This is a genomic window from Leucobacter sp. NPDC077196 (genome assembly GCF_040687075.1).
Classification (GTDB): Bacteria; Actinomycetota; Actinomycetes; order Actinomycetales; family Microbacteriaceae; genus Leucobacter.
On sequence record NZ_JBFBML010000002.1, the window covers coordinates 133333 to 147072 of the forward strand.

General features: G+C 67.2%; 9 protein-coding genes and 1 other RNA gene. 9 read left to right on the forward strand and 1 reads right to left on the reverse strand.

What is annotated here, in order from left to right:
* Nucleotides 1-84: 84 nt before the first annotated feature.
* The 9 genes from AB0O71_RS04340 (at nt 85) to AB0O71_RS04380 (ending at nt 12821) form a co-directional block, all read left to right on the forward strand.
* Nucleotides 85-1821: an ABC transporter ATP-binding protein gene (locus AB0O71_RS04340; protein WP_363742471.1), complete on the forward strand. Its 1737-nt coding sequence runs from the start codon at nt 85-87 to the stop codon at nt 1819-1821.
* A complete protein-coding gene (locus tag AB0O71_RS04345; protein ID WP_363742473.1) occupies nt 1821-3854 on the forward strand; it encodes an ABC transporter ATP-binding protein in 2034 nt (677 codons plus the stop codon). Before AB0O71_RS04340 ends, AB0O71_RS04345 begins: the two co-directional genes overlap by 1 nt.
* Before the next feature lie 84 nt (nt 3855-3938).
* An RNA gene (ffs, locus tag AB0O71_RS04350) (signal recognition particle sRNA small type) lies at nt 3939-4035 on the forward strand.
* Nucleotides 4036-4085: 50 nt separating this feature from the next.
* Nucleotides 4086-5558: an NAD(P)/FAD-dependent oxidoreductase gene (locus tag AB0O71_RS04355; protein ID WP_363742475.1), complete on the forward strand. Its 1473-nt coding sequence runs from the start codon at nt 4086-4088 to the stop codon at nt 5556-5558.
* A 47-nt stretch (nt 5559-5605) separates the two neighbouring features.
* The gene (locus AB0O71_RS04360) at nt 5606-8446 is read left to right on the forward strand and encodes a DNA polymerase III subunit gamma and tau (RefSeq protein WP_363742477.1); all 2841 of its coding nucleotides are present in this window, start codon (nt 5606-5608) and stop codon (nt 8444-8446) included.
* A gap of 104 nt (nt 8447-8550) precedes the next feature.
* Nucleotides 8551-9147 carry a recombination mediator RecR gene (recR, locus tag AB0O71_RS04365; protein WP_363742480.1) on the forward strand — a complete coding sequence of 199 codons (597 nt, stop codon included), beginning with the start codon at nt 8551-8553 and terminating at the stop codon, nt 9145-9147.
* 70 nt (nt 9148-9217) lie between these two features.
* Nucleotides 9218-10495, forward strand: coding sequence for an aspartate kinase (locus AB0O71_RS04370; RefSeq protein ID WP_363742482.1), 1278 nt, complete (start codon nt 9218-9220; stop codon nt 10493-10495).
* A gap of 39 nt (nt 10496-10534) precedes the next feature.
* Entirely contained in the window at nt 10535-11593 is a 1059-nt protein-coding gene (locus AB0O71_RS04375) for an aspartate-semialdehyde dehydrogenase (RefSeq protein ID WP_363742484.1), read from the forward strand.
* A gap of 31 nt (nt 11594-11624) precedes the next feature.
* Nucleotides 11625-12821: a glycosyltransferase gene (locus AB0O71_RS04380; RefSeq protein ID WP_363742488.1), complete on the forward strand. Its 1197-nt coding sequence runs from the start codon at nt 11625-11627 to the stop codon at nt 12819-12821.
* Here AB0O71_RS04380 and AB0O71_RS04385 read toward each other — a convergent pair.
* Nucleotides 12802-13740 carry a metallophosphoesterase gene (locus AB0O71_RS04385; protein WP_363742490.1) on the reverse strand — a complete coding sequence of 313 codons (939 nt, stop codon included), beginning with the start codon at nt 13738-13740 and terminating at the stop codon, nt 12802-12804. The two genes, AB0O71_RS04380 and AB0O71_RS04385, sit on opposite strands and share 20 nt — an antisense overlap.

Here is a 13740-nt window from a genome sequence, read left to right on the forward strand (position 1 = left end):
AGTGATACCTTGTTCCGGCCGCGCCGGTCGGGTGAAACGCTTGAGCGCCCCGATTTCCGGTGCAGCCCGCAGAAAGGAACCCCCGTGGCTCTCATCGCCCTGACGCTCCGCCACGCGAGGCAGTACTGGCCGTTCATCGTCGCCGTGCTCGTACTCCAGTTGCTGTCGACCATTGCAGCGCTCTGGCTCCCGAGCCTCAACGCGCAAATCATTGACCAGGGCATCGCCCGCGGCGATACCGGCTTCATCTGGAATACCGGCGGCACGATGCTGCTCGTCTCCCTGGCCCAGGTCGCCACGGCGGTCACCGCCGTGTACTTCGGGGCGCGTACCTCGATGGGCGTGGGGCGCGATCTGCGCCGCGAGGTCTACCGCAAGGTGGACTCATTGAGCACGCTTGAGGCCACGAAGTTCGGCGCCGGCACGCTCATCACTCGCGGCACGAATGACGTGCAGCAGATCCAGATGCTGGTGCTCATGACGCTGAACTTCATGATCACGGCTCCCATCATGGCCATCGGCGGCATCATCATGGCGCTCCGCGAGGACGCGGGTATGGCTTGGCTCGTCTGGGCCTCGGTCGCGATCCTCGCAGTCATCGTCAGCTTCCTCGTCTGGATCCTGCTTCCCCTCTTCCGCACGATGCAGACCCGCGTCGACTCGATCAACGGAGTGCTCCGCGAGCAGATCATGGGCATCCGCGTGGTGCGCGCCTTCGTGCGGGAGAACTTCGAGGCCGATCGCTACGAGGTCGCGAACCGCAACATCACCGAGGTGTCGGTCAAGGTCGGCAACGTCTTCGTGCTCATGTTCCCGGTCATCATGATGGTGCTGCACTTCGCGACAGCCGCAGTGCTGTGGTTCGGCGGGCATCGCGTCGACGACGGCCTCGTGCAGGTCGGCTCGTTGACGGCATTCCTGCAGTACCTGCTGCAGATCTTGATGGCGGTGATGATGGGCGTCTTCATGACGATGATGATTCCGCGCGCTGTCGTGTGCGCAGAGCGAATTCGAGAGCTGCTCGAGACCCGCTCGACGCTGTCGTTTCCCGATGATCAGACCGTGGCCACGCCCGAGGCCGGTCGCATCGAGTTCGACCGGGTCACCTTCGGATTTCCCGGCGCTGAGAAGCCGGTCATCAGGGACGCGAGCTTCGTCGCCGAAGCGGGGAAGACGACCGCGATCATCGGTTCGACCGGAGCGGGGAAGACGGTGCTACTTAACCTGCTGCTCCGCCTCTACGACCCGCAGGAGGGGTCGATCACCATCGACGGCGCGCCGATCGACGCGCTCACTCGCGCGCAGCTGGCGCGCACGGTGAGCCTCGTGCCGCAGCGCCCATACCTGTTCTCGGGCACGATCGCGTCGAATCTCCGCTTCGGAAAAGCTGACGCGAGCAACGATGAACTCTGGGAGGCCTTGCGCATTGCGCAGGGCGACGACTTCGTGCGCGAGAAAGAGCTCGGCCTCGACGAGCCGGTGTCTCAGGGAGGAACGAGTGTCTCGGGCGGGCAGCGGCAGCGGCTGTCAATCGCTCGAGCGCTGGTCGCGAAACCACAGGTGTATCTGTTCGACGACTCATTCTCGGCGCTCGACGTCGCCACCGACGCGAGACTGCGCGCAGCGCTTCCCGACGCGACGGCGGGCGCCACGACCATCATCGTGGCCCAGCGCGTCTCCACGATCACCGAAGCCGACCAGATCCTCGTGGTCGAGGCCGGCGAAATCGTCGACCGGGGCACACACGCGCAGCTGCTCGACAGCAGCGAGGTCTATCGCGAGATCGTGCGCTCTCAACTCGAATCGGCGGAGGCGGCGTAATGGCTCGAAAGCAATCCTCGGCCCAGGCAGCGAACGACGACCTGGAGCTGCCCGACGACTACCAGCCGGACAACGATGATTGGACGGGCGGGCAGCCGGTCAAGAAGGCGAAGCACTTCTGGCCGTCGGCGAAGCGCCTCGTCGGGCTGCTTGCGCCGCACAAATGGCAGTTCTCGCTCGTCGTGCTGCTCGTGATCGGCTCCGTCGTGCTCACCGTGATCGCGCCGAAGATTCTCGGTCAGGCGATGGACGTCATTTTCAATGGCATTCTCGGCAAGCAGCTGCCGGCCGACATCACGCTGGAGCAGGCTGTCGACACGGCTCGTGCCACGGGCAACGACCAGTTCGCCGATGTGCTGGCCGGTGCGCAGATCGTGCCGGGCGAAGGTATCGATTTCGCTCTGCTGGGGCGGTTGATCCTGATCGTGCTCGGCATGTATCTCGTCGCGTCAGTGCTGATGTGGCTGCAGGGATTCATCTTGAATCGCCTCGTGATGAAGGTCGTCTACCAGTTGCGCGCCGACATCGAGGCGAAGATCAACCGCCTGCCGCTCAGCTACTTCGACGGCCGCCAGCGGGGCGACGTGCTCTCGCGCGTCACCAACGACGTCGACAACATCCAGCAGGCGCTGCAGCAGGCGCTGTCGCAGCTGGTGCAATCGCTGCTCATGGTGATCGGGATCGCGGCGATGATGTTCATCGTCTCGTGGCAGCTGGCGCTGATCGCGCTGATCGCACTGCCGCTCTCTGGCATCATCGCGGGTGTCGTCGGCGTGCGGGCGCAGAAGCTCTTCGTGGCGCAGTGGAAGCACACGGGCGACCTCAACGGTCACATCGAGGAGTCGTTCACCGGCCACGAGCTGGTGCGCATCTTCAACCGCGACGCAGAGATGCTCGACGAATTCGACCGCCGTAACGAGGGCCTCTTCGGCGCCGCGTACCGTGCGCAGGCGCTCTCGGGCACCATCATGCCGGCGATGCAGTTCGTGCAGTACCTGAGCTACGTGCTGATCGCCGTCGTGGGAGCGCTCCGCGTGACGGGCGGCCAGATGACGCTCGGCGATGTGACGGCGTTCATCCAGTACTCGCGCGAGTTCTCGCAGCCGATCGCCGAGATGGCGGGAATGGCCAACATGCTGCAGTCGGGCGTCGCCTCGGCCGAACGCACGTTCGACCTGCTCGACGCTGATGAGCAGGATGCGGACACCGCATCTGAGCGGCTGCCCGAGCGGACGAGCGGCCACGTGCAGTTCGAAGAGGTGTCGTTCAGCTACGATCCGGATCAGCCGCTGATCGAGGGACTGTCGCTCGAGGCTCGCCCCGGGCACACCGTCGCCATCGTCGGGCCCACTGGCGCGGGCAAGACGACGCTCGTGAACCTGGTCATGCGCTTCTACGAGCTGGATCGCGGCCGCATCGTGCTCGACGGCGTGGACATCACGCATCTGTCGCGCGCCGAGCTGCGCAGCCAGGTCGGCATGGTGCTGCAGGATGCGTGGCTCTTCGAGGGAACGATCCGCGAGAACATCCGATACGGGCGCCTCGATGCGACGGATGACGAGGTGATCGCAGCCGCCGAGGCGACGATGGTCGACCGCTTCGTGCGGCAGCTGCCCGAGGGGTACGACACGGTCATCACCGAGAACGCGTCCGCGCTCTCCGCGGGGGAGCGCCAGCTACTCACGATCGCTCGCGCCTTCATCGCAAACCCGTCGCTGCTGATCCTCGACGAAGCCACGTCGTCGGTCGATACGCGCACGGAGGTGCTCGTGCAGCAGGCCATGAGCGCACTGCGCGCCGATCGCACCTCGTTCGTGATCGCCCACCGACTGTCCACCATTCGCGACGCCGACACCATTCTCATGATGGAGCGCGGCAGCATCGTCGAGCAGGGCTCGCACGACGAACTGCTCGCGCGGCGCGGGGCGTACTACACGCTCTATCAGGCCCAGTTCGCGGGCCAAGACGCCGAGGCGCATGCCGAGGAGATCTTCGCTCTCGAGGGGCACCCTGCTGCGGACGCCCCGCAGTAGCGCGTACCCGCTTCGAACCGGGCGTGCCGGTGTCGCGCGTGATGCCGCCGCGTACCGAAGGAGGCGCAACGTCGGGTAGACTGGTCGGGCTCCCCACGTGGCGCTATCTCAGGGAACTCCCCCAGGTCGGAAACGAAGCAAGGGTACCTGGGCTCTAGCGGGTGCGTGGGGAGTCTTTTCGTTCCCGGATGCGAGAGCGCGGGGATTGCGGGCGAAGAGTACGATCGGACCATGCAGACTTCTGGGGGAGCGGCCGTCGTCGGTGCGGGCCCGAACGGTCTTGCCGCAGCGGTGACGCTGGCGCGCGCGGGTGTTCCGGTCACGGTGTTCGAGGCGGCCGAGACCATCGGTGGCGGCACGCGCACCACTGAGTTCGTCGAACCCGGCGTGCTGCACGACGTGTGCTCGGCGATTCACCCGATGGCACTCGCGACGGGGTTCTTTCGCGCGTTCGAGATCGAACGCCGCATGGAGTTCGCGATCCCCACGGCCTCGTATGCGAATCCGCTCGACGGCCGGGCCGGGGGCGGGGCGGATCGCGCGGCGATCGCTTACCACGACCTCGAACGCACGGTCGCGGAACTGGGGCGAGACGGTGCCGCATACGGCCGTTTCTACCGGCCATTGCTCGACAACATCTCGGACGTACTCGATTTCACCCTGGGGGGTGGGATGCTGCGGTGGCCCGCGCATCCGATCGCCGCACTGATCACCGGGCTCCGCGCCCTCGAACAGGGCACCCCGCTGTGGAACCTGCGATTTCGGGAGGCCGCGGCTCCGGCTCTGCTCTCGGGCGTTGCCGCCCACAGCATCGGAAGGCTGCCGAACCTCGCGACGGCCGGGGTCGGGCTGGTGCTCGGCACGCTCGCCCACACGGTGGGGTGGCCAGTGCCGATCGGGGGATCCCGATCTATCACCGACGCGCTCGCGGCGGATCTGCTCGCGCACGGAGGACGCATCGAGACGGCGCATCCGATCGATGACGCTCGCGAGCTCTCGTCGTACCGCGTTCGACTCTTCGACACCTCGGCCCGCGGGCTCGAGCGCATCGCCGGATCGGAGCTGCCCGCTCGATACCGACGCGCACTGCGGCGATTCTCGTACGGCGATGCCGCGACGAAGGTCGATTTCGTGCTCGACGGGCCGATTCCGTGGAGCGATCCTCGCGTGGCTGAGGCGCCGACGGTGCACGTCGGCGGAAGCCGGCCTGAGCTCGCGGCCTCCGAGCGCATCGTGGCGTCGGGCGGGCACCCCGCTCGCCCCTACGTGCTGCTCGCGCAGACCGCTGAGTTCGATCCTCAGCGCAACGCGCCGGGGGTGAACGCCGTGTGGACGTACACGCATGTTCCCAGCGGTTCGACCGTCGACATGGCGGAACCCGTGATCAGGCAGATCGACCGCTTCGCGCCGGGATTCCGGGATCGGATCCGTGCCGTGCGGGTGACCACCGCCGATGAGATGTCGCACTACAACCGCAACTATCACGGCGGCGACTTCAGCGCCGGCGCCATCACACTTCCTCAGTTGGTGGCGCGCCCCACCCTGTCGACCGACCCCTGGCGCACCCCCGGTCGAGGCATCTACCTCGCGTCGTCGTCGACGCCGCCCGGTCCCGGTGTGCACGGGTTGTGCGGCTGGTACGCGGCGAAATCGGCGCTGCATCACGAGTACGGGCTCGCCGCGCCCGACCTGAGCCTCCGGTAGCCCTCGGCCCCGGCGAGAATGTCGGCGGCCGCCGGTAGCATGGTGTCGTGGTTGCCGCACTCTATCGCCGATACCGGCCAGAAGCTTTCTCCGAGATGATCGGGCAGTCGCAGGTCACCGAACCGTTGATGACGGCCCTGCGCACCGGTCGCATCGGGCACGCCTACTTGTTCAGCGGCCCGCGGGGTTGCGGCAAGACGACCTCGGCCCGCATTCTTGCACGGTGCCTGAACTGCGCCGAGGGCCCCACTGATACGCCGTGCGGGGTCTGCCCGAGCTGCGTCGAACTCAGCCGCGATGGCGGCGGTTCGCTCGACGTCGTCGAGATCGATGCCGCAAGCCACGGCGGCGTAGATGATGCCAGGGACCTGCGCGAACGTGCGGTCTTCGCCCCGGCGCGCGATCGGTTCAAGATCTTCATCATCGATGAGGCGCACATGGTGACGCCCGGCGGGTTCAATGCGCTGCTCAAGATCGTCGAAGAGCCGCCGCCGCACGTGAAGTTCGTGTTCGCGACGACCGAGCCAGACAAGGTCATCGGCACGATTCGCTCGCGCACTCATCACTATCCGTTCCGCCTCATCGCGCCCGGCACCCTCATCGACTACGTGCAGTCGCTCTGCGACAGCGAAGGCGTGCAGGTTGAGCCCGGCGTGCTTCCGCTCGTCGTGCGAGCGGGCGGGGGATCGGTGCGCGATACGCTGTCCATTCTCGACCAGCTCATCGCCGGGTCTGACACGCCGCTCGTCACCGCAGAGCGCGCAGCGGGGCTGCTCGGGTTCACGCACGCGGAGCTGCTCGACGACGCGGTCGCGGCCTTCGGTGCGCACGATGCCGCGGCGGCGTTTCGCGCGACCGATCGAGTCGTGCAGACGGGGCAGGATCCGCGTCGCTTCGTCGAGGACCTGCTCGAGCGGTTGCGCGACCTCATCGTGGTCAATGCCACCTCTGTCGATGGTGCGGCGGCGATCTTCCGCGGAGTGCCGCAGGATCAGCTCACACGCATGTTTGAGCAGGCTCGGGCCTTCGGGCCGGGCGAGCTGTCGCGCATCGCCGACGTCGTGAGCGGCGCTCTCGACAAAATGGCAGGAGCAACTGCGCCGCGCCTGCAGCTCGAGCTCATGATCGCTCGAGCCCTCGTGCACGCAGCCCAGTCGCCTACTCCGGCTCCCTCTGGTTCGGCCTCAGCGGGCTCTGCGGGCTCCGCGGGCTCCACCACACCTTCCCAGCCCGCACCCGACCCGATGGCAGCGCTCGCCGCGGCTCGCAGTGCTGCTGTTGATCAGACGGTGACCGCTCCGGCGGCCCCGACTCCAGACGTGCCAGCACCCCCGAATGCCGCGCAAACGGCCGCGTCGATACGGGAGTTCCTGTCGCAGGAATCGCAGGGCGCCGAAGAACCGCGGCCAGCGCATCCCTCCGCGGCACCCGCAACGGATCGCTCAGGGGCACCTGCAGCGGGGCCCACGGCGGGTCCGGCAGCGGGCTCCGCCCAGGCCTCCGAGCCGGCGCAGGGCGGCGAAGGCAATGACCGCGCGCAGACTTCGGCACCGGGTCGTCCCGAGACGCCGAGCACCGGAGGGCCGCACCCGAACGAGGGCGCGGCGAAGTTCGGTCGCCCCATTTCGGCGGTGTTGAGCTCGGCGCAGATCGAGAGCATCGGCGCCGACGCACCTGCGCCGTCGCTCACGACGCCGAACGCAGCGGTCGACTCGGGCGAGACGCCTCCTGCGTCAGCTGCCGCCACCGCCCCTGCTTCCACCACGGCTGCTGCTCCCACCACGGCTGCTGCTCCCACCACGGCTGCTGCTCCCGATTCGGGCGAAGACCCGGCCGAGTCCGAACCGGAATCGGATCACGCCAGCGGCTACGAGGACCTCATGGAGGTATGGCCCGATCTGCTCGAAGAGCTGCTCGAGCTCGATCGCGACGCCTGGAATGCCGTCCGTGTCGTGGCGCCATTGGAGCTCGAGGGCGACGTGCTCACCATTGGGCTCGCCTCGGAATCCGACCTCGCTGCATTCAAGACCACCGGCGCAGGGCCACTTCGGGAGACGATCATGTCGGCGGTCGGCATCAGCGTGAAGTACAAGCCGAAGCGTATGCCTGCGGGCGACACTGCAGCGGGCCACGGGTCTGCTCGCGAACCCGGTACGGCCGCTGACGCAGAGGAGCCTCATCAAGCGGGGCGACTTCATGGCGACGAAACGAATGAACGGTCGACCGGCTCAGCGTCGGCCGTAGAGACCGAGCCCCAGCCCGAGCCCGCACCAGCGCCCGACCCGAACGACCCGATGGTCCGTGCGGCGGCGCGCCTGAGCGGGTTGGGTCCAGCGCTCGCGGCACCCGCATGGGCGGACCCGCTGCCTGACGCTGTCGCGGCATCCCCGTCGAACTCATCCGCTCCCGCTTCTGCGGCCGCTCCCGCACCGTCACCCTCAGCGTCGTTGTCAGCGGCACCGTCAGGTGCGGGTGCGGCGGATGGTGCGTCCGATGCGATGCCAGATGCCGTAGCGCAGCCCACGGGTGCGGTGGGCGAAGTCGACGGTCTCGACGAACGATTCGCCGATCCTGCATCGTTTGGCGACCCGTATGCCGGTGACCCAGGCGAAGCCCCCGACGATTCGGCGGAGGGCGACCCGTACGCGACGGTGGCGAGCGCTGCAGCGCCGGAGCGTGAACGACCCGCGCCTGCGCCGTCACCCGAACCGCCTGCCGCATCTGCTCCCGGACCCGCGGCGTCGGCATCCGCCCATGAGCGAGACGCGGCCCCGACCCCGGCTGCGGACCAGGCAGCTCGACCGGCGTTCACCCGCTACGGCGAGTCGGTGGTGCGCGAGGTGCTCGGTGCTCGGTTCGTTGAGGAGCGCCCGCTCCCGCCGCGGTGAGCGGCATCAGCAACGTCGCGACTGCACCGTCGCGACGCCACCGTTGCGACTAAGGTGTGTGCTGAACGGCGCATGTCACGTCGTCCATTCGAGGAGGCTCCACCGTGTACGACGGCATCGTCCAAGACCTGATCGACGAGTTCGGTCGGTTGCCGGGCATTGGTCCGAAATCGGCGCAGCGCATCGCGTTCCATATTCTGCAGACTCAGAATTTCGACGTGTCGAAACTCGCCGAACTGCTCAGCGAGGTCCGAGATAAGGTGCGGTTCTGCGACGTATGCGGCAACATCACCGAACATGAGCGGTGCTCGATCTGTCGAGACCCGCGACGGGACGAGAGCCTCATCTGCGTCGTCGAAGAGCCGAAAGACGTGGTGGCGATCGAGCGCACGCGCCAGTTCCGCGGGCTGTACCACGTGCTCGGCGGCGCCATCAGCCCCATCGACGGCATCGGACCCGACGACCTCAGCATTCCGGCGCTGATGCGTCGGGTCGGCGAGACCCACGTGCAAGAGGTGATCATCGCGACCGATCCGAACCTTGAAGGTGAGGCGACCGCCGCGTACCTCTCCCGGCTGCTGACGACTATCGAGGTGCCGGTGTCGCGCTTGGCTTCGGGCCTGCCCGTGGGCGGGGACCTGGAGTTCGCCGATGAAGTGACGCTCGGTCGCGCCTTCGAGGGCCGGCGTAAGGTCGAGTAACCGGAGACATCACTCGAAGTTCTGGTCCGATAGACTGAGCTTTCGGCTCGGATATTCAGGAGGAACCCGCGTGGCGTTGATCGTGCAGAAATTCGGGGGCTCGTCCGTAGCCGACGCTGAGAGCATCAAACGGGTCGCGAAGCGCATCGTCGAGGCCCGCCGCGGGGGCAACGAGGTCGTTGTCGCCGTCAGCGCGATGGGCGATACCACCGATGAATTGCTCGAACTCGCCGACGCGTGCACGCCGATCCCGGCTCCGCGAGAACTCGACATGCTGCTCACCGCAGGCGAGCGCATCTCCATGGCGCTGCTCGCGATGACGATCAAGGGCATGGGAATCGAAGCGCTCTCGTTCACCGGGAGCCAGGCCGGCATGATCACCACGGCCGAGCACGGCTCGGCGAAAATCGTCGATGTGACGCCTGGCCGAGTGCGCGAGGCTCTCGATCAGGGCGCCGTCGCCATCGTCGCGGGATTCCAGGGATTCAGCCGCGATTCGCGTGACATCACCACGCTGGGGCGCGGGGGATCCGACACGACCGCCGTTGCGCTCGCCGCCGCGCTCGGGGCGGACGTGTGCGAGATCTACACCGACGTCGACGGCATCTTCACGACCGATCCCCGCGTCGTTCCGCTCGCGCGAAAGATCGACGCGATCACCGCGGAGGAGATGCTCGAACTCGCGGCTTCCGGCGCGAAGGTGCTGCACCTGCGAGCCGTCGAGTACGCGCGCCGTCACGGCGTCGTGCTGCATGTTCGCTCGTCGTTCTCCGACGAGCAGGGAACCATCGTTTACGACCCCGCCAAGGGGCATCCGAAGGGAGATCAGGTGGAAGAGCCGATCATCACCGGTATCGCTGCAGAGAAGAGCGAAGCCAAGGTTACTGTCGGCGGCGTGCCCGATATCCCGGGCAAGGCCGCACAGATCTTCGAGATCGTCGCGAAGACGCACGCGAACATCGACATGATCGTCCAGAACGTCTCGGCAGCGCAGACGAACCGCACCGATATCTCGTTCACCGTGCCGCTCGGAGACGGTCGCAAGGTGATCGAAGCGCTCGAGGCCGAACGCGAGTCGCTCGGGTTCGAAAGCCTGCAGTATGACGATCAGATCGCGAAGCTCGCCGTCGTCGGCGCCGGCATGCGCACGAGCACGGGCGTCTCGGCTCAGCTCTTCCGTGCGCTGTACGAGGCCGACATCAACATCGAGATGATCTCGACGTCGGAGATCAGGATCTCGGTGGTCACTCGCGCCGACCTGCTCGACAAAGCGGTCCGCGTGCTCCACACCGCATTCGGCCTCGACGCCGAAACCGAAGCCACGGTCTACGCCGGCACCGGTCGGTAACTTCTTCTCGACGACACACAGAACAGGATTTCGAAACACATGGCTGCACAGCAGGGACTCTCGGTCGCCGTCGTCGGCGCAACCGGTCAGGTGGGCGCGGTCATGCGCCGATTGCTCGACGAGCGAGATTTTCCGATCTCGCGCATCCGATTCTTCTCGAGCGCGCGTTCAGCAGGGTCGACGCTTGAATTCCGCGGCGAGGGCATCGTCGTCGAGGACGTCGCCACCGCTGATAAGAGCGGCATCGACATCGCGCTCTTCTCAGCCGGGGGCGCCGCTTCGAAGCAGTACTCTCCCGAGTTCGCAGCGGCCGGCGCGATCGTCATCGACAACTCGAGCGCGTGGCGGCTCGATCCCGAGGTGCCGCTCGTCGTGAGCGAGGTCAACCCGCACGCGATCGCCGAGGCGCGCAAGGGCATCATCGCGAACCCCAATTGCACCACGATGGCAGCGATGCCGGTGATGAAGGCGCTCGACGCCGAAGCCGGGCTCGAACGGCTCATCGTCACCACCTTCCAGGCCGTATCCGGGTCAGGCCTCGCCGGGGCGCGCGAGCTGGCCCGTCAGGCCGTCGCGGCCGTGCAGTCGGGCGAGCTCGAGCAGCTCGTGCACGACGGAAGCTCGATCGAGTTCCCGGCACCTGAGGTCTACACGAAGCCGATCGCCTTCAACGTACTGCCGCTCGCCGGCTCCATCGTCGAAGACGGCGAGGGCGAGACCGACGAAGAGAAGAAGCTGCGCAACGAGAGCCGCAAGATCCTCGAGCTCCCTGAGCTGCGCGTCGCGGGAACGTGCGTGCGAGTGCCGGTGTTCTCCGGGCACTCGTTGTCGATCAGCGCCGAGTTCGCTCGGGAGATCTCGGCCGATCGGGCCCGCGAGGTGCTCGCAGCGGCTCCGGGCGTCGAGTTGAGTGACGTTCCGACCCCGCTCGAGGCCGCCGGCAGTGATCCGTCGTTCGTGGGCCGCATTCGTGAAGATCAGTCTGCACCCGCCGGCCGTGGGCTCTCGCTCTTCATCTCCAATGACAACCTCCGCAAGGGAGCCGCTCTGAACGCGGTTCAGATCGCGGAGCTCATCGCGGAGCAGCGAGCGCTCTAAGGTTCGCATCAGGCATGGAGGTGGCTCGCTCGTGAAGCTGCTCCTCATCACGGCCGGATCGCGGGGCGACGTCGAACCTTTCGTGGAACTCGCGCGTGCGGCGGCAGCGGCAGGGCATGACGTGCGCGTCGCCGCTCCCGACCGTTCCGGCGTGTCTGCGGGCGACGTCGATGTCGTCAGCCTCAGGGTGGACTACACCTCCACGATCGAGGACCAGGGAGTTGCGCTGGGTGCGGCGATGCGCAATTTTCGCACCGTCGTGAAACCGACTATGCGGAGCGTGATCGTTGGGGCTGCCCGTGCTGCGCTCACGTTTCGGCCCGACGTGATCATCGCCCACCCGAAGGTGCTCTCGGCACCGTTGATTGCAGAGGCCCTCGATATTCCCCACGTGCTCGTGGAGCTCGTGCCGGCCGTTACTCCGACGCGGGCCTTTGCTGCCGCGGGCACCGTGGCCGCCGATCTCGGGGTGCTCAACCGCCTCACCTACTTCGCCGCGGCAAGCGCGTCTGCGATGTTCAGCGCCGCTCTTGACGAGGCTGCGCAGCTGCTCGGCGTGCGTCGAGGCCGGCCGATGCCATCGCCCGCCGCCACGCTCCTGCCCATCAGTCCGTCACTGCTGCAGCGGCCCGGTGATTGGCCGCTCAATGTACATCTCACCGGACCCTGGACCGGCGCGGGCGTCGCCGAAGATCTCGCTCCCGAAGTCGCAGCTTTCGTGGCGGATGGTTCGTACGTGTACGTCGGATTCGGGTCGATGGCAGCGGGGGATGCCGCCGCGCGCGGCCGCGCACTGGTTGCAGCTGTGCGGGGCCGCGGGCAACGTCTTCTCGTAGCGACGGGTCTCGGAGGCATTGAGATCGCCCCCAGTGCGCGCAGTGACGACGTGCTCGTGGTGCGCTCGGTGCCGCACAGCCGGGTGCTTCCGAATGCCGCCACGGCCGTGCATCACGGGGGGATCGGGACCGTGCAAGCGGCGACGCGGGCGGGCACGGTTTCAGTCGTCGTTCCGTTCATCGCCGATCAACCGTTCTGGGGTGCGATGCTGCACCGACGCGGTCTGGCGCCCGAAGCAATCAGGTATAACCGGGTCACAGCGGAGCGCATCGGGAACGCCCTCGATGCGACACCGCAGTATCGTCACTCGGTCGAGGCCGCGGCGCAGCAGATGTCGACGGAGAACGGCACGGCTGCAGCGCTCGCAATCATTACCGCGATTCGAGGGTGAGAAGCGAGGCTTCCGGGCGGCAGGCGAACCTGACCGGGGCGTAGATCGAGTTGCCCAGGCCCGCGCTCACGTTCAGGTACGCGGCGCGATGCGCATCGAACCAGACACTCAGACCGCGCGCCTGCTCGGTCGGCAGGTCGCAGTTCGCTGTCAGTGCTCCGACGCCCGGTACGCGCACCTGACCGCCGTGCGTGTGCCCGGCGAGGATCAGGTCGGATCCCGCAGTCAACAGCGCCCCCAGGGCCTCCTGGTACGGCGCGTGCACCACTCCGAGGCGCACCATGCCCCCATCCTCATCCGACCCAGCGGGGGAGGGCGCGAGCGCCTCTGCCGCCGCGCGCATCCGATCGGCATCGTCGTATCGGATATGCGGGTCGTTCAGACCCAGGAGCTCGACGCCGGTTCTGCGAATCGTGATCCGCGTGGCGCCATTGTTCAGATCGATGGCGCCCAGGTCGGTGAGAGCTCGAGTGATCGCCGCGTTGTCGAGATCGGGCGTACGCGTGCTGCGTCGGCTCGGTTCAAGCAGGTACTTGATCGGGTTCTTGAAGAGCGGACCGTAGTAGTCGTTCGAACCGTGCACGAACACCGTCGGCGTCTGTTCGACAAGCGGGCGCAGTGCGTGCAGCAGAGCGGGGAGCGCCTCGCGATGGCCCATCAGGTCACCAGTCAGTACCACGAGGTCGGGCCGCAGCTCGGCGAGCGAACGCACCCAATCGATCTTCTGGGCCTGCCACGGCGCCAGGTGCAGATCGGAGAGCTGCAGTACGCGCATCGGGGTGTGCTCGTCGGGCAGCACCGGCAGCGTGTGCCGGCGCACCGTGAACAGCCGGCGCTCGATGAGTGTGGACCAGGTCAGTACGCCGACGGCGGCCGCTCCGAGAGCGACCGCCGTCGAACGCGCGGGATGCAACGCCAA